The sequence below is a fragment of the Streptomyces sp. NRRL WC-3626 genome, assembly GCF_000718785.1.
Classification (GTDB): Bacteria; Actinomycetota; Actinomycetes; order Streptomycetales; family Streptomycetaceae; genus Streptomyces; species Streptomyces edwardsiae.
Genome location: NZ_JOCA01000004.1, coordinates 265,794 through 282,650, shown reverse-complemented (window position 1 = coordinate 282,650; position 16,857 = coordinate 265,794). Strand labels below are relative to the sequence as shown.

The 16,857-nt window shown below is 72.2% G+C and carries 14 protein-coding genes; 5 read left to right on the top strand and 9 right to left on the bottom strand.

Annotated features, from left to right (window positions below; all coding sequences use genetic code 11):
* Positions 1–121: 121 nt before the first annotated feature.
* A complete protein-coding gene (locus IF28_RS0109005; protein WP_030216352.1) occupies positions 122–631 on the bottom strand; it encodes an ATP-binding protein in 510 nt (169 codons plus the stop codon).
* Positions 632–809: 178 nt separating this feature from the next.
* On the bottom strand, positions 810–1,187 hold the full coding sequence (locus tag IF28_RS0109000; RefSeq protein ID WP_030216351.1) for an STAS domain-containing protein: 378 nt from the start codon (positions 1,185–1,187) through the stop codon (positions 810–812).
* Between the two features lie 252 nt (positions 1,188–1,439).
* On the opposite strand from IF28_RS0109000, the gene IF28_RS0108995 reads away from it, so the two are divergent.
* Positions 1,440–2,354, top strand: a complete 915-nt coding sequence (locus IF28_RS0108995; protein WP_030216349.1) for an RNA polymerase sigma factor SigF — start codon at positions 1,440–1,442, stop codon at positions 2,352–2,354.
* A gap of 120 nt (positions 2,355–2,474) precedes the next feature.
* Here IF28_RS0108995 and hutI read toward each other — a convergent pair whose 3' ends face one another.
* The 4 genes from hutI to hutU all read right to left on the bottom strand — a co-directional run bounded on the left by hutI (position 2,475) and on the right by hutU (position 8,144).
* Positions 2,475–3,644 carry an imidazolonepropionase gene (gene hutI / locus IF28_RS0108990; RefSeq protein ID WP_030216347.1) on the bottom strand — a complete coding sequence of 390 codons (1,170 nt, stop codon included), beginning with the start codon at positions 3,642–3,644 and terminating at the stop codon, positions 2,475–2,477.
* A gap of 23 nt (positions 3,645–3,667) precedes the next feature.
* Positions 3,668–5,050, bottom strand: a complete 1,383-nt coding sequence (locus tag IF28_RS0108985; RefSeq protein WP_030216344.1) for a formimidoylglutamate deiminase — start codon at positions 5,048–5,050, stop codon at positions 3,668–3,670.
* Positions 5,047–6,249: an allantoate amidohydrolase gene (locus IF28_RS0108980; protein ID WP_030216343.1), complete on the bottom strand. Its 1,203-nt coding sequence runs from the start codon at positions 6,247–6,249 to the stop codon at positions 5,047–5,049. The genes IF28_RS0108985 and IF28_RS0108980 overlap by 4 nt, the downstream gene beginning before the upstream one ends.
* A 230-nt stretch (positions 6,250–6,479) precedes the next feature.
* The gene (gene hutU, locus IF28_RS0108975; protein WP_030216341.1) at positions 6,480–8,144 is read right to left on the bottom strand and encodes a urocanate hydratase; all 1,665 of its coding nucleotides are present in this window, start codon (positions 8,142–8,144) and stop codon (positions 6,480–6,482) included.
* Positions 8,145–8,275: 131 nt separating this feature from the next.
* On the opposite strand from hutU, the gene IF28_RS0108970 reads away from it, so the two are divergent.
* On the top strand, positions 8,276–9,688 hold the full coding sequence (locus IF28_RS0108970; protein WP_030216339.1) for a diaminopimelate decarboxylase: 1,413 nt from the start codon (positions 8,276–8,278) through the stop codon (positions 9,686–9,688).
* 11 nt (positions 9,689–9,699) lie between these two features.
* Here IF28_RS0108970 and IF28_RS0108965 read toward each other — a convergent pair whose 3' ends face one another.
* Complete coding sequence (locus tag IF28_RS0108965) at positions 9,700–10,284, bottom strand: hypothetical protein (RefSeq protein WP_030216337.1); 585 nt, start codon at positions 10,282–10,284, stop codon at positions 9,700–9,702.
* Positions 10,285–10,382: 98 nt separating this feature from the next.
* Positions 10,383–11,225, bottom strand: coding sequence for a MurR/RpiR family transcriptional regulator (locus IF28_RS0108960; protein WP_030216335.1), 843 nt, complete (start codon positions 11,223–11,225; stop codon positions 10,383–10,385).
* A gap of 271 nt (positions 11,226–11,496) precedes the next feature.
* Here IF28_RS0108960 and IF28_RS0108955 point away from each other — a divergent pair, with 271 nt between their 5' ends.
* A complete protein-coding gene (locus tag IF28_RS0108955; RefSeq protein ID WP_030216333.1) occupies positions 11,497–13,197 on the top strand; it encodes an LCP family protein in 1,701 nt (566 codons plus the stop codon).
* A gap of 100 nt (positions 13,198–13,297) precedes the next feature.
* A complete protein-coding gene (locus IF28_RS0108950) occupies positions 13,298–13,720 on the top strand; it encodes a membrane protein (protein WP_030216332.1) in 423 nt (140 codons plus the stop codon).
* A gap of 319 nt (positions 13,721–14,039) precedes the next feature.
* Here IF28_RS0108950 and IF28_RS0108945 read toward each other — a convergent pair whose 3' ends face one another.
* Positions 14,040–15,428 carry a cystathionine beta-synthase gene (locus IF28_RS0108945; RefSeq protein ID WP_030216331.1) on the bottom strand — a complete coding sequence of 463 codons (1,389 nt, stop codon included), beginning with the start codon at positions 15,426–15,428 and terminating at the stop codon, positions 14,040–14,042.
* Positions 15,429–15,592: 164 nt separating this feature from the next.
* On the opposite strand from IF28_RS0108945, the gene IF28_RS0108940 reads away from it, so the two are divergent.
* Complete coding sequence (locus IF28_RS0108940; protein WP_030216330.1) at positions 15,593–16,618, top strand: SGNH/GDSL hydrolase family protein; 1,026 nt, start codon at positions 15,593–15,595, stop codon at positions 16,616–16,618.
* Positions 16,619–16,857 lie beyond the last annotated feature (239 nt).

Here is a 16,857-nt window from a genome sequence, read left to right as displayed (position 1 = left end):
TCTTTTCGCCCCCGCCGCCCCTTCCCGTCCCGAAACCGGGGCTCCGCCCCAGACCCCGCTCCTCAAACGCCGGAGGGGCTGGATTCAGCCCCTCCGGCGTTCGAGGGGCGAAGGGAAACTCTCAGGCCGGTGCGCCCAGTTCCGCCCAGACCGTCTTGCCCGCCACGTCCGGCGAACGGACGACGCCCCAGTCCAGGCACAGCCGCTGCACGATGAACATGCCGTGTCCCCCCGGCCGTCCGGCCCGGTGCGGCGTGCGCGGGGCCGGCTGCCCCGACCCCCGGTCGGTGACCTCGAGCCGGATCACCTTCCTGTCACAGGTGATGGCCAGATGATCCGGCCCCTCCGCGTGCAGGCACGCGTTGGTGACCAACTCGGAGACGACCAGCAGTACATCCTCCGCGGCGGCCCGCTGGTCCGCGGTGGCGGCCGGCAGCCACCCCCACGCGTACAGCGCCTGGCGGGTGAAGTCCCGGGCGAGCGGTACGACCCCGCTCTGGCCGTCGAAGCTCAGCCGGCGTACCTGTCCGCCACTCTGGGCCTCCGCCGGCGCGTCTCCTCCGGACGTCTCGGAAGCGCCGCCGGGTTCCGGACCGCGGTCGCCCGGCGAATAGGGCCGGGTGGTGCTCATCAGCGCTTCACCTCACCGTGTCACCAGTTCACGATTCAAAAGTCTCCGTACCCGTTCCGTCGTCACGCGCGCACGGCCCGTCCGGCACGTTCAGGATGTCTCCTGCCCGGACGGACCGTGGGGACACCCCCGTATCCGTATCCGTATCCGTACGAAAGGACGGGCCTGCCCGCGCGGGTCACGCGGAATCGTCGGCCAGCGCCGCCTCGAGCGTGTCATGGACGGTGAACACCGCGTCCGCTCCCGTGATCTCGAAGACGCGCGCGACGACGGGCTGCATCTCCACGAGATGGACCCCGCCTCCGGCCGCCTCGGCCTTCAGCCGGGCACCGAGCAGCACGTTCAACCCCGTGGAGTCACAGAACTCCAGCCGGGAGCAGTCGATGACAAGCCGCTTGAATCCCTTGGCGAGGCAGTCCTCCAGTGGCTCGCGCAACAGATCGGCGGTGTGGTGATCCAACTCACCCGCCGGAGTCACGACGGCACTGGGGCCCTCTTCTCGCACCTCGACCAGAAGCCGGCCCGACTGTGCGCTGCCGACCGTCCCGCGGTCCATGCCGTCTCTCTCTCCCGACCTGATGGCTGCCTGCTGACGTCCTCGAACATTACGCCTTCCTGCCACACTCCGACAGCCGAACAATCACACACAAACGGACATATGCACACACAATGCACTTGCGATCGGCTCAGGAAAGCGGGTAGGGCTAGTAAGAACACGTAACCGACCACGGCCGGCTTTGGAGGCGCCGCACACCGCAGTGCACGTATCGGCTTCGGCAGCCATATGCCGAGAACGATGGAGGACATCATGTCACCCCGGCTCGACGCATCGCCTACCCCGAAAGCGACGTCGACACTCCCTCCGGAACATCTGGATCCCATCGAGCAGGGCGACACGAGTGTCGTCCCGGACGACCTACTCGCCGGACTCCCGGAGATCCCCCCGTACGACGAGGTGGGCCCGGTCGACGCGCGGGCTCTGTCCAAGACCCTCTTCGAGCGCCTCGAGTCGCTCGAGGAAGGCACCCACGAGTACTCGTACGTACGCAACACGCTCGTCGAACTGAACCTCGCCCTGGTCAAGTTCGCCGCCTCCCGGTTCCGCTCGCGCAGCGAGCCGATGGAGGACATCATCCAGGTCGGCACCGTCGGCCTGATCAAGGCGATCGACCGCTTCGAGCTCGCGCGCGGTGTAGAGTTCCCCACCTTCGCGATGCCCACCATCATCGGCGAGATCAAGCGCTTCTTCCGCGACACCTCCTGGTCCGTGCGCGTACCGCGCCGGCTTCAGGAACTGCGGCTCGACCTGGCCAAGGCCGGTGACGAGCTGGCTCAGCAGCTCGACCGCGCGCCGACGGTGGCCGAACTGGCTGAGCGCCTGGGCATCAGCAACGACGAGGTCGTCGAGGGCATGGCGGCGTCCAACGCCTACACCGCCTCTTCGCTGGACGCCCAGCCGGAGGAGGACGACGCCGAGGGCGCGCTGGCGGACCGGATCGGCTACGAGGACCACGGGCTCGAAGGCATCGAGTACGTCGAGTCGTTGAAGCCGCTGATCGCCGAACTGCCGCCGCGCGACCGCAAGATCCTCTCCCTGCGGTTCGTCGCGGGCATGACCCAGTCGGAGATCGGCGAGGAACTGGGCATCTCCCAGATGCACGTCTCCCGCCTGCTCTCACGCACCCTGGTGAAACTGCGCAGGGGGCTCACGCTCGAGGAGTGATCCTCATCGCTGTTGCCCTCCTTCTCGTTGTTCCCCTCCTCACCGGGTGACGCCCGTCCTCCAGGGGGCGGTCCGCGGACGGACCGCCCCCTTCGGGCTGTCCGCGGCCGCCCGCGCGGCTCACACCGCGCGTACGCCCCGCCGCCACACCCCAGCGACCAGCGGCACTCCGGGCCGGTAGGCGAGGTGAACATGGCTCGGGGCGTCGAGAAGCGTGAGGTCGGCGTACGCGCCCGGGGCCAGCCGGCCGATGTCGGTGCGGCGCAGGGCCGCGGCGCCGCCCGCCGTGGCCGACCAGACGGCCTCGTCCGGTGTCATCCCCATGTCCCGTACCGCGAGGGCGACGCAGAAGGGGACGGAGGACGTGAACGAGGAGCCCGGGTTGCAGTCGGTGGAGAGCGCGACCGTGACCCCCGCGTCCAGCAGTCTGCGGGCGTCCGGCCAGGCGGCGCGGGTGGAGAACTCGGCGCCGGGGAGCAGGGTGGCGACGGTGCTCCCGGCCGCGAGGGCGTCCACGTCGGCGTCGGTGAGGTGCGTGCAGTGGTCGGCGCTGGCCGCGTCGAGCTCGACGGCCAGCTGGACCCCGGGGCCGTACGACAGCTGGTTGGCGTGGATACGGGGGTGCAGGCCCTTGGCCCTGCCCGCGGTGAGGACGGCGCGGGCCTGGTCGCCGTCGAAGGCGCCCTTCTCGCAGAAGACGTCGATCCAGCGGGCGTGCGGCGCGCAGGCGTCCAGCATCTCGCCTGTGACCAGGGCCACATAGGCGGCCGGGTCCTCGGCGTACTCGGGCGCCACGATGTGCGCGCCGAGGTAGGTGACCTCGTCGGTGTGGCGGGCGGCCAGGCGCAGGGCGCGGGCCTCGTCCTCGACCGTCAGGCCGTAGCCCGACTTGGTCTCGAACGTCGTGGTGCCCTGGCGGAGCGCCTCGTCGAGGAAACGGACGAGGTTCGCCTCCAGTTCCGCGTCGGTGGCGGCGCGGGTGGCGGCGACGGTCGTGCGGATGCCGCCGGCGCTGTAGGCGCGGCCCGACATACGGGCGTTGAACTCCTCGGTGCGGTCACCGGCGAAGACCAGGTGGGAGTGGGAGTCGACGAAGCCCGGCAGGACGGTCCGGCCGCCCGCGTCGACCCGGTTGTCAGTGGCGGGTGCTTTGCTTGACTCACCGGTCCACACGACGCGGTCGCCCTCGATGACGACGGCCGCGTTCCGGACCAGTCCGAGGGGAGAGCCGTCGAGGGAGGGGTCGTTGGTGACCAGCGTGACGATGTCGCTGATGACGGTGCTGCTCATGATGGTGTCCTCATGGGTGGTCGTCAGGCGCGCAGTGCTTCGACGGCCCGCGCGAGGGCTCCGGGCACATCGGGTACGAGCGTGTGCGCCCCGTCGCGTACGACGTGCCGGCCCGCGACGACCGTGTGCCGTACGTCGGCCGCTGTCGCGGCGAATACGGCCGTCTCGGCGCCGAGTCCGGGCAGTGGCCCCGCTGTTCTGACCGAGTCGAGGGCGATCGTGACGAGGTCGGCGCGCGCACCGGCCTCGATGGTGCCGGTGTCGTCCCAGCCGAGGGCGGCGTGTCCGTCGACGGTGGCGGCCCGCAGCAGCGCGGCGGCCGTCCAGCGTCCCCGGGTGCGGGTGCGCAGCCGCTCGTCCAGCTCCATCGCGCGGGCTTCTTCGAGCAGGTCGATCACGGCGTGGCTGTCGGAGCCGAGGGAGAGCGGCGAGCCCTCGTTCTGCAGCGCGGCGGCGGGTCCGATGCCGTCGGCGAGGTCGCGTTCGGTCGTCGGGCACATGCAGGTGCCGGTGCCGCTGCCGCCGATCAGGGCGATGTCCTCGGCGGTGAGATGGGTGTTGTGGACGCCGGTGGTGCGCGGGCCGAGGACGCCGTGCAGGGCCAGGAGCTGCGCCGGGGTGCAGCCGTGGGCCTCGCGGCAGGCGTCGTTCTCGGCGGTCTGCTCGGACAGGTGCACATGGAGCGGGGCCCGCCGCTCCTCGGCCCACCGGGCCACGGTGGCCAGCTGCTCCGCCGGTACGGCCCGGACGGAGTGGATCGCCGCCCCGATCCGTGCGTGATCCCGTTCCTTGAGAACTGAACAGCGTGTGGCCCAGGCGTCCGCGTCACCGTCGGAGAAGCGGAGCTGGTGGGCGGTGGGCGGCTGTCCGAAGCCGGAGGAGAGATAGGCGGTGTCGAGGAGGGTGATGCGGATTCCGGCTTCGGCGGCGGCCTCGATGAGCGCCTCGCCCATGGCGTTGGGGTCGGCGTAGGGCGTGCCGCCGGGGGCGTGGTGGACGTAGTGGAACTCGCCGACGGCGGTGACGCCGGCCAGCGCCATCTCGGCGTAGGTCGCGCGGGCGAGGGCGTGGTAGGTGTCCGGGGTGAGGCGGCCGGCCGTGGCGTACATGGTCTCGCGCCAGGTCCAGAAGGTGCCGGAGCCGACCTGGACGGTGGAGCGCAGGGCTCGGTGGAAAGCGTGGCTGTGGGCGTTGGCCAGTCCGGGGAGGGTCAGTCCGCGCAGGATCTCGGCGCCGGGCGGCGGGGCGGGGGTGCCGGCCCGGACGGCGGTGATGCGGCCGTCCCGGACCTCGACGGCGACGCCCGGCTCGATGGGGGTCCCCCCTGCTCGAGCGGAGCCGAGAGCTTGGGGGAGGGTGCCGAGCCAGGCGTGCTCCAGCCAGTACGTCCGCGGGGTGGCAGTCACGTGCAGGCCAGTCCTTCCAGTACGTCGGCGAGGGCGAGGACTCCGGCCACGCAGTCGTCCTCGGTGGCGTACTCGGCCGGGGAGTGCGAGACGCCGGTCGGGTTGCGCACGAACAGCATGGCGGTCGGGACGCGTCCGGAGAGGATTCCGGCGTCGTGTCCGGCGCCGGTGCCGAGGACGGGCACCTCGAGGTCGGTGCCGCCGCCGAGGATGCGGGCGAGTTCGTCGCGCAGGGCGTGGTCGAACTCGACGACGGGGGTGAAGGACTCGCGTTCGACGTCGAGGGTGACGCCGTGCTCCCGCGCGTGGGCGCGGGCGGCGTCCCGTACGGCCTCGACCACGGCGTCCAGGCTCTCCTGGCCGGCGGCGCGGGAGTCGAGCCAGCCGCGTACGAGGGAGGGGATGGCGTTGACGCCGTTGGGCTCGACGGCGATCTTGCCGAAGGTGGCCACGGCGCCGGCGAGTTCGGCCTCGCGGCGGGCGGCGAGGACGGTCTGGGCGTACGGCAGCATCGGGTCGCGCCGGTCGGCGAGCCGGGTGGTGCCGGCGTGGTTGGCCTCGCCCCGGAAGTCGAACCGCCAGCGGCCGTGCGGCCAGATGGCGGACGCGATGCCGACGCGGTCGCCGGACAGGTCGAGGGCCCGGCCCTGTTCGACGTGGAGTTCGACGAAGGCGCCGATGCGGTCGAGCCGTTCGGGGTCGGGGCCGAGGGCGCCGGGGTCGTGGCCGGCGGCCTCCATGGCCTGCGGGAGCGTGATGCCGTCCGCGTCGGTGAGCCGGTGGGCCTGCTCGACCGTCAACGCGCCGGCGGTGAGCCGGGACCCGACACAGGCAAGTCCGAACCGAGCACCCTCCTCGTCCCCGAAGTTGACGATCCCGAGCGGCTTGACGAACCGCGCACCTCGCCGCCGCAGTTCATCCAGCGCGGCAAAGGCGGACACCACCCCGAGCGGCCCGTCGAAGGCCCCGCCATCGGGCACGGAGTCGAGATGCGACCCGGTGACGACCGCATCCCCACCGGCCGGATCCCCGGCCCACCCCCACTGATTCCCGTTCCGGTCGACCTCATAGGCCAGCCCCCGCCCCCGAACCTGCTCCTCGAACCACGCCCGGCACTCGGAATCGGCCCCGCTCCACGCGAACCGCCGGTACCCCCCGGACCCGGCGTGCCGCCCAACGGGCGACAACGCCCGCCACATCTCCAGAAAGGACCCCCCACAACCCCCAGGCTGCGAGCCCTCAGGCTGCGGACCCCCAGGCTGTGGACCCCCAGGCTGTGGGCCGCCAGACTGCGAGCCCTCAGGCTGCGGACCCTCAGACTGCGGACCCCCAGGCTGTGGGCAGTCGTTCCGCAGGGCGGAACGGGTGGGCACAGCCGAACCCGCGGACGGCGACGCCCCGCCCGCCCCCGCCGAAGAGAAGCCGTCGCTCACGCCGACTCACCCTCACGCATAGGCACCCGCACACCCCGCGAGCCCGCCACCGACTCCGCGATGTCGTACCCGGCATCGACATGCCGGATGACACCCATCCCGGGGTCGTTCGTCAGCACCCGCCGGATCTTCTCCCCCGCCAGCGCCGTCCCGTCGGCGACGGTCACCTGCCCCGCGTGGATCGACCGCCCCATGCCGACACCCCCACCGTGGTGGATGGAGACCCACGACGCCCCCGACGCCACGTTCACCATCGCGTTCAGCAGCGGCCAGTCGGCGATCGCGTCCGACCCGTCCAGCATCGCCTCGGTCTCCCGGTACGGCGAAGCCACCGACCCGCAGTCCAGATGGTCCCGCCCGATCACGACCGGCGCGGCCAGCTCCCCGCTCGCCACCATGTCGTTGAACCGCTCCCCGGCCTTGTCCCGCTCCCCGTACCCCAGCCAGCAGATCCGGGCCGGCAGCCCCTGGAAGCGCACCCGCTCCCCCGCCAGCTTGATCCACCGCGCCAGGGACTCGTTCTCCGGGAACAGTTCGAGGATCGCCTTGTCGGTCTTCGCGATGTCCGCCGGATCACCCGACAGCGCCGCCCACCGGAAGGGCCCCTTCCCCTCGCAGAACAGCGGCCGGATGTACGCCGGTACGAACCCGGGGAAGGCGAACGCCCGCTCGTATCCGGCAAGTTGCGCCTCCCCGCGAATCGAGTTGCCGTAGTCGAACACCTCCGCACCGGCGTCCTGGAAGCCGACCATCGCCTCGACATGACGGGCCATGGACTCCCGGGCCCGGGTGGTGAAACCGGCCGGGCCCTTCGCCGCGGCGTCCGCCATGTCCTCGAAGGCCGTGCCCAGCGGCAGATACGCCAGCGGGTCGTGGGCGGAGGTCTGGTCGGTGACGATGTCGATGGGCGCGCCCATGGCGAGCAGCCGCGGCACCAGTTCGGCGGCGTTGCCGAGGACCCCGATGGACAGCGGCTCGCGCCGGTCCCGGGCCTCGACGGCCAGCCGCAGGGCGTGGTCGAGCGAGTCGGCCCTCACGTCCAGGTACCGGTGTTCGATGCGGCGCTCGATCGCACGCGGGTCGCAGTCGACGCAGATCGCGACGCCGTCGTTCATCGTCACGGCGAGCGGCTGGGCGCCGCCCATGCCGCCGAGCCCGGCGGTGAGCGTGATCGTCCCGGCGAGGGTGCCGCCGAACCGCTTCGCGGCGACGGCGGCGAAGGTCTCGTAGGTGCCCTGGAGGATGCCCTGGGTGCCGATGTAGATCCAGGAGCCGGCGGTCATCTGCCCGTACATGGTCAGGCCGAGGGCCTCCAGGCGGCGGAACTCCTCCCAGTTGGCCCAGTCGCCGACGAGGTTGGAGTTGGCGATGAGGACACGCGGCGCCCACTCGTGGGTCTGCATGACGCCAACGGGGCGGCCGGACTGGACGAGCATCGTCTCGTCCTGCTTGAGGGTGCGCAGGGTCCGCACCATCGCGTCGAAGGAGCGCCAGTCACGGGCCGCCTTGCCGGTGCCGCCGTAGACGACGAGCTTGTCGGGGTGTTCGGCGACCTCCGGGTCGAGGTTGTTCTGCAGCATCCGCAGGGCGGCCTCCTGCTGCCATCCCAGGGCGCTCGGTTCGGTGCCGCGCGGCGCTCGGACAGGGCGGGGTCCGGACATGGTCTGCCTCCTGTGCTGCGGACGGTACTGCGGACGAGTACTGCAGATATTCACATCCTCGTCAGCTGAATAGACCTAGTCAAGGAGGGGGCGGGTCGGCACCGCCGTACGAGGGGTGTTTGGCTGGGTTCATGCGCACGGACATGGACGACGCCCAGGGGGCGGGGGACGCGGTGGCTCACGACGGCGGCAGGACGGACGGGGTGGACCCGTACGCCGACGGGAGGGCCGCCCGGCGGGACGAGGCGGTGCGGGCCGCCGTGGAGCAGGGGCTGCTCGAGGACGGCAACCCGCTCGTGGGTCTGCTGGACGTCACCGGCATCCGCGAGTCGGCGGCGGAGCTGCGGGCGGCGTTCGACGCGGTGACGGCACCGGGCACGCCCGTGCTGCACGCCTTCGCGGTGAAGGCGAGCCCGCTGGTGCCGGTGCTGCGGCTGCTGCGTGAGGAGGGCATCGGCGCGGAGGTGGCCAGCCCGGGTGAGCTGGCGCTGGCGCGCGCGGCGGGGGTGGAGCCGGAGCGTACGGTCCTCGACTCGCCGGCGAAGACGCACGCGGAGCTGCGGGAGGCGCTCGCTCTGGGCATCGCCGTCAACGCGGACAACCCGCAGGAGCTGGCCCGTCTCGACGCCCTGATGGCGGCGGGCGGCTCCCGCTCCCCTCTCGGCATCCGGGTGAACCCGCAGGTCGGCGGGGGTTCCATCGAGGCGCTGTCCACGGCGACGGCGACCTCGAAGTTCGGAGTGGCGCTGCGTGACGAGGGTGCGCGGGAGTGGGTCGTACAGGCGTACCTGGACCGGCCGTGGCTGACCCGGCTGCACGCGCACACCGGCTCCCAGGGCATCGCGCTGACGATGATGGCGCGCGGGGCGGCGGAGACGTACGCGCTGGCGGAGGAGATCAACCGGCGTGCGGGGCGACGACAGGTCGACACGATCGACATCGGCGGCGGGCTGCCGGTGAACTTCGCCTCGGAGGCGAGCAGCCCGACGTACGGGCAGTACGCGCGGCTGCTGAGCGAGACGGTGCCGGGGCTGTTCGACGGGCGGTACGGGCTGGTCACGGAGTTCGGCCGGTCGCTGCTGGCGAAGCACGGCACGGTGGTCGCGCGCGTGGAGTACGCCAAGAGCGCGGGCGGACGCCCGGTCGCGGTGACGCACGCGGGCGTGCAGGTGGCGACGCGGACGGTGTACGCGCCGGAGTCTTGGCCGCTCAGGATCGCCGCGTACGACGCGAAGGGCCGGCGCAAGGAGGGCCCGGCGGTGGTGCAGGACGTGGCGGGGCCGGCCTGTTTCGCGGGCGACCTGCTCGCCCGGGCGCAGTCACTGCCGCTGCTGGAGCAGGGCGACCACGCGGCGGCGCTGGACACGGGCGCGTACTACTTCGCCCACCACTACGCCTACAACTCCCTCCCCCGCCCGGGCGTCTACGGCTTCACCCGGACGGGGACGGGAGACATCGTCTTCGCGACCGTACGCGCCCCGCAGACGATCGAGGAGATCGTCGCCGAGTCGGGCGCCGCCCACACCGACGCCCTGATCGGGTAGCGCTCGGCGCCTCAGACGAGGGCCGGCGTCCGGCGGCGGGCGCCGCCCGGGGCGGCGTCGCCGGCCGCGATGCCGGTCGTGCGGTAGCCCTTGACCGTCCGGCCGGCGGGCCGGCCCGCCCGCGGTGTCAGCCAGTCGACACGCACCCACAGCAACGCCTCGCCGGCCTGCTCCAGGCGGCCGATCCAGGCGGCCTTCAGCCACAGGCCCGCCCCGCACCCGGCGAGCAGCAGTCCGCCCGCGGCGGGTACCGCGAACGACGTGCCCAGCGCGGCGAGGAAGGCGAGGAGCAGCCACGGGCGGTGCCCGCGGCGCCAGTTGCGGACGGTCACCGCACGGTCCTGAAGGACGTCGTGCCTGCCCGCGCGGGCCGCCGAACCGGCGGGCGCGCGATACCGTCCCCGCCGCGCGTACGCGACCACGGCCGCGGCCACGAGGAACAGCGCGGCGCCCGCGAGGACACCGATCCGGCGCCCGGTCAGCCCCGGCGGCAGCACCCCGGCGCCCGCCGCGACGGCGCCGAGCCACCACAGGGGTGCCGCCCCGGCCCGTACGACGACGGCCACCCTGGCCAGTCCCTGTCCTCCACGTGTCACGTCCGGCCTCCCGTCACTCACTCCAGTCGGAGACGGGAGGTTAGCGCCGCAAGGTGAGACGAGTCTGAGAGCGCGGCCGGCCCAGTCCACGAACAGCCTCAGTCCACGAACAGCCCGCGTGCCGCCGCCTTCGTGTCGAACTCCTCCAGGCGGGCCTGCGCGTCGGGCAGTCCGTCGCACATCGCCTCCAGCAGCACCCGGCCCAGCAGCATCGGCGCGCACGCCGTGTCGAAGGCGAGGCCGGTGCCGACGGCTGCGGGCAGCAGCAGGTCGGACACCTTGGCGACCGGTGCGAACGGGGAGTCGGCGACGGTGACCACGGTCAGCCCCGTCCGTCTGGCGTGGGCGAGGGCGTCGACGACCTCGCGGGGGTGCCGGGGCAGCGCGAAGCACAGCAGGGCGCCCGCCCCGGCCCGCGCGGCGGCGTCGATCCGGTCGAGGAGCATCGTGCCGCCCTCGTTGAGCAGCCGTACGTCCGGATGGACCTTGGCGGCGAAGTAGGCGAACCCGTGCGCCTGGGCGGCCGCGGCCCGCAGCCCCAGCACCGGCAGCGGCCGGCTCTCCGCCAGGAGCCGCCCGGCCCGCCGCACCGGCGCGGGGTCGGCCAGCACCTCCGCGAGATGCCGCAGATTCTCGATCTCGGCCTCGACGGCCTGCTGGTACTCGTTGTACGAGCCCGTCTCCGGCGCGGGTTCGGCGGGCGCGACCTCGCGCAGCCGCCGGCGCAGCGCGGGATAGCCGTCGAAGCCGAGGGCGACGGCGAACCGGGTCACGGAGGGCTGGCTGACCCCGGCCAGCTCGGCCAGCTCCACACTGGACAGGAACGGCACATCGGCCGCGCGGCGCACCATGCTGTGCGCGATCCGCCGCTGGGTCGGCGTCAGCCGGTGCCCCTCGAAGAGCGCCTGAAGGCGCGCGGCAGGGCTCTCGGTGCCGCTCATGACGTGGATCCCCCTCGCCGCCTCAACCCATTCATCCGGCAAAACTCCTGCATACCGTTATACAGGCGGGACGGCGGAGCCGCTCCGTCCGCACCTCGCGACGGGCGGGGATCACACACTGTGCCCGCTTCGGCGACAGATCCGGAACTTGACGATTCTGCTACGGAATCGCCCGTGTCCCGAACGGGCCGGTTAGCGTAACTCATCGAACAACAGAGCGCCTTGAGGTGTGAGCGACCCATGGGGCATCCGACGGAGGACGGGTAGAGGCGTGGACGCACAGAGTCGTGGACGGGCGGACGGAACCGATCCCGCCGACCAGTGGGTGCTCAATCCGCGGACCGGTGACTACGAGCTGCGGCTGGACGGTCCCGCGGAGCCGCCGGGAACACCCGGCCCCGGCTCCGGGCCGGGGGTACCCCGCCCCGACTCCGCGGCGCCCGCGCCCGCCCGCGTCCCCGGCCAGCGCGGCCGGCGTACCGCGCCCGCCGAGGAGGAGACTGCGGGCCACCACAAGCGCAGGCCGAAGCGGAGCGGCAGGAGGAAGGCGCTGATGTGGACGGGGGGTGTTCTGGGCCTGGTCCTCGTCGGAGGATCGGCGTTCGCGTACTACTGGTACGACCGCCTCTACGGCAACATCAACACTGTCGACATCGGTGACGTGGGCAGTGACACGGTGCTGGCGGACGGGCCGGTCAACCTGCTGATCATCGGCAACGACGTACGCACCGGCGAGGGCAACGAGGACTACGGCAACCGGACCAACGTCACCGGCCACGCGGACACCACGCTCCTCTTCCATGTCGCCGGGGACCGCAGCAACGCGACGGTGATGAGCATCCCCCGGGACCTCATGATCGACATCCCGGACTGCGAGTCCAGACAGTCCGACGGGTCCACCAAGGAGATACCCGGCTCGACGGCCCCCACCAGGTTCAACGAGTCCTACGGTGTCGGCGGCCGCGACCCCGGCTGCACCATGCTCACCGTCGAGGAGGTCACCGGCCTCGAGGTCGATCACTTCATGATGTTCGACTTCAACGCGGTCAAGACGCTGTCCACGGCGGTCGGCGGCGTCGAGGTGTGCCTGGAGAAGCCCCTCAAGGACCTGGACGGCGGTTCCGGACTTGATCTGCCGGTCGGGGAAAGCACCGTCGAGGGTGAGGAGGCGCTCTCGTTCCTGCGCAACCGGCACGGTCTCAAGAACGAGAGCGACCTGGACCGGATCGAGATGCAGCAGAAGTTCGTCGCCTCGATGCTCCGCCAGCTGAAGGAGGACACGCTGGACAGCCCGTCGAAGATGCTCGACGTCGCCGACGCGGCCACCAAGTCCCTCACCGTCGACAAGGGCATCGGCAGCCCGGGCAAGCTGCTCACCCTCGCCAAGGAACTCGGCAAAATCGACCTGAAGAACATCACCCTGATGACCCTGCCGGTGCGGGACAACCCGGCCGAGCCCACGCCCGTCACCGTCGTCCTGGACCCGGTCAAGGCCCCGCAGGTCTTCGGCATGCTGCAGGAGGACGTCTCCTTCACCGAGGTGAAGAAGAAGGAGAAGAACGCCAAGGACAAGCAGGCGAAGCTGCTGGAGGGCCCCCGGGCCGAGGCGTCCGCGATCCGCGTCGACGTGTTCAACGGCGGCGGCCCGCAGGGTGCGGCGCAGGACACCCTGAACTGGCTGCAGACCGGCGAGGACGTCGCCAGGTCCTCGAACAAGGGCAACGCCCCGGAGAAGGTCGCCAAGACGCGGCTGGAGTACGCGCCGAACCAGGCCGACCAGGCCCGTAAGCTCGCCGACCTGATGGGTCTGCCCGCCTCGGCGCTGAAGCCGGGCACGGCGGACGCCGCGGACACGGAACCGATGACGCTCACCCTCGGCCCCGACTTCCAGAAGGCCGGTGTCCCCGTCGCCGCGCCGAAGAAGGTGGACGTCACCCAGTCGCGGGCCGACGAGAAGATGTGCAAGGGGTAGCACCGCCCGGAGCGGTGGGACGGCGAACCCGAGGCGGAGTCGGGGGTTACCCCCAGTGCCGAGGACGCCCCGGCTGCCTACCGTGGGACGTATGACGGGAATGGACGCGCGGGACACCGAGCTGAAGAAGGAACTCCACGCCTCCCTGCAGGCCCGCAGGGAGCTGGGCGAGGAGTACGAGTCGGCGCTGGTCGACTCGTTCCTGGAGAAGGTCGATCAGCGCATCGACGGCGCGGTGGAGCGCCGGGTCCGCCGGCAGGTGGCGGAGCGGCAGATGACGGTGGCCCGTGACGCGCGGTCGCCGAGGGTCACGGACAGCTGGGGCGACCGCTTCGGCTTCGGGATCGTCTCGCTGGTCCTGGCCGTGCCGCTGTCCGCGATCGGTGGCGGTGTCGGTCATCTCCCCGGCCTGCTGGTCACCTGGCTGGGCATCGTCGGCGTCAACGTCGTCCAGGCGGTGCGCACCAACCCGGGCCTGTTCGGCCGCCGCGAGTCCGCGCGGGACAGCGACTGGGAGGACTGAGGAAAGCACTCGCGGGGACCGCCGCACCCCCGTCGCCGGGGGTCGGGACGACGGCGGTCCCCGCAGGAGACGCGCGCCCGTCGATGCGGGCCGCGCGTCCTGGGCGTCATGGAGGTCCGGGAGCCGCTCCGGAGGCCTTCGACGCCGTATGGCCGTCGGCCGGAACGGGGAGCCGCTCCCGCTCCGCCGACATCCACCAATCTGCCGGACCCGTGTTAAGCGAGTGCTGCGCGCACGTGACGCCCTCGTACCACTTCCGCGAAGTCCACGAAGATCACCCGCACGCCGGCGTCCGCCCGTCCGGTCGTCCGACGTCCCGTCACTTCCCGGTCCTGGCGAGGAAGGACAGCAGGTCCTGGCGGCTGACCACACCCGTCGGCTTGCCCTCGACGAGGACGATCGCCGCGTCCGCCCTGCCGAGTACGGCCATCAGGTCCGCGACGGGCTCACCGGAGCCGACCTGCGGCAGCGGCGCGGACATGTGCTTCTCCAGCGGGTCGTCGAGCGAGGCGCTCTTGCTGAACAGCGCGTCCAGCAGTTCCCGTTCCACCACCGAGCCGACGACCTCGGCGGCCATCACGTCCGGGTGACCGGCGCCCGGCTTGACCACCGGCATCTGCGAGACGCCGTACTCGCGCAGCACCTCGATGGCCTGGCCGATCGTCTCGTCCGGGTGCATGTGGACGAGGGAGGGGATGTGGCCGCCCTCCTTGTCGTTCAGGACGTCGGCGACGCGGGCGCTGGGGCCGGTGTCCTCCAGGAAGCCGTAGTCGGCCATCCACTCGTCGTTGAAGATCTTGCTGAGGTAGCCGCGGCCGCTGTCCGGCAGCAGGACGACGACCACGTCGTCCTCGCCGAGCCCGGCGGCCACCTCCAGGGCCGCCACGACCGCCATGCCGCAGGAGCCGCCGACCAGCAGGCCCTCCTCCTTGGCGAGGCGGCGGGTCATCTGGAAGGAGTCCTTGTCGGAGACGGCGACGATCCCGTCCGCGACCTCGCGGTCGTAGGCGGTCGGCCAGAAGTCCTCGCCGACGCCCTCCACCAGGTACGGCCGTCCGGAGCCGCCGGAGTAGACGGAGCCCTCGGGGTCGGCGCCGATGACCTTCACCCGGCCGTCGCTGGCCTCCTTGAGGTAGCGCCCGGTGCCGGAGATGGTGCCGCCGGTGCCGACGCCGGCCACGAAGTGGGTGATCTTCCCCTCGGTCTGCTCCCACAGTTCGGGGCCCGTGGAGTGGTAGTGGGAGAGCGGGTTGTGGGGGTTGGAGTACTGGTCCGGCTTCCAGGCCCCCGGGGTCTCACGGACCAGCCGGTCGGAGACGTTGTAGTACGAGTCGGGGTGCTCGGGGTCCACGGCGGTCGGGCAGACGACGACCTCGGCGCCGTACGCCCGCAGTACGTTGATCTTGTCCGTGGAGACCTTGTCCGGGCAGACGAAGACGCACTTGTAGCCCTTCTGCTGGGCCACGATGGCGAGCCCGACCCCGGTGTTGCCGCTGGTCGGCTCGACGATGGTGCCGCCGGGCCGGAGCTCTCCGCTCTTCTCCGCCGCCTCGATCATGCGCAGGGCGATGCGGTCCTTCACGGAGCCGCCCGGGTTGAAGTACTCCACCTTGGCCAGGACGGTGGCCCTGATGCCCTTGGTCACGCTGTTGAGCCGCACCAGCGGGGTGTTGCCGACGAGGCTGATCATCGAGTCGTGGAATTGCACCGTTGTCTCCGGATGCTGCAAAAGAGGTGGTCGTGGTGGTGATGCCAGCCTAGGCCCTGTCCGGGCGGGACTCGGGTGGGTCGTTCACTCGCTGTGGGGATTGGGGCACGGTCCGTACGGGGCAAGCACTGGGTGTACGGGTTCGAGGGAGGTGGCGGCGGAGCATGACGGGCATGTCGAGGGCGAGGGTTGCCCGGCGGATCGCGGCCGGCGCGGCGTACGGCGGCGGGGGCATCGGGCTGGTCGGGGCGGCGACGGTGGGGCTGCTGGTGGCCGAGGCCCAGCTGGCGCGGCGCCGCGTGGGCAACGGCACGACACCTCACGTACCGAACGCAGACGGGCTGTACGGCGCGGCCTACACGGTGCCGGGCGAGCCGGCGCTGCGGCTGACGATGCTGGGCGACTCGACGGCGGCCGGGCAGGGCGTGCACCGGGCCGGGCAGACGCCGGGCGCGCTGCTGGCGTCGGGGGTGGCGGCGATCGCGGAGCGGCCGGTGGGGCTGAGCACGGTGGCGGTGCCGGGGGCGTGTTCCGACGATCTGGACCGGCAGGTGACGCGGGCGCTGGCGGATCCGTCCCGGGTGCCGGACGTCTGCGTGATCATGATCGGGGCCAACGACGTCACGCATCGCATGCCGGCCACCCGTTCCGTACGTCATCTGGCGTCGGCGGTACGGCGGCTGCGGACGGCCGGTGCGGAGGTGGTCGTCGGTACGTGCCCCGATCTCGGCACGATCGAGCCGGTGCGGCAGCCGTTGCGGTGGCTGGCCCGGCGGGCCTCGCGGCAGCTGGCGGCGGCGCAGACGATCGGGGCGGTGGAGCAGGGCGGGCGCACGGTGTCGCTAGGGGATCTGCTGGGGCCGGAGTTCGCGGCGCATCCGCGCGAGCTGTTCGGGCCGGACAGCTATCACCCCTCGGTGGAGGGGTACGCCACCGCCGCGATGGCGGTACTGCCGACGGCGTGCGCGGCGCTGGGGCTGTGGCCGGCGGAGGAGGAGCGGCCGGACGCCGCGCGTCGCGAGGGGTTCCTGCCGGTCGCCCGCGCGGCGGCGGAGGCGGCGTCGGAGGCGGGCACGGAGGTCACGGCGGCGATGCCGTCCGGTCCACGGGGGGCGTGGGCGCTGCTGAAACGCCGGCGGCGGCGGCGTGTGTCGGAGACGGAGCCGGAACCTTCGACACAACCGTCGTGACAACAGGCCCCCCGGGGGCCTGCGGCCCCACCGCCGCACTCCGCCGCCGCTGCGGGCAGTCGTGCCGCTGGGGCGGCACGGGTGGGCGCAGCGGCACCCGGCAAGCGCCGGCGAGTGAACCCAGCCCCGCGTCGCACGGGTCAACGGTGTGGGTGCGGGACGGGGGGAGTCGCGCGGCCCGGCGCTGGCGGGGTGCCGTCGCGCCCACCCGTGCCGCCCTGCGGCACGCCTGCCCGCGG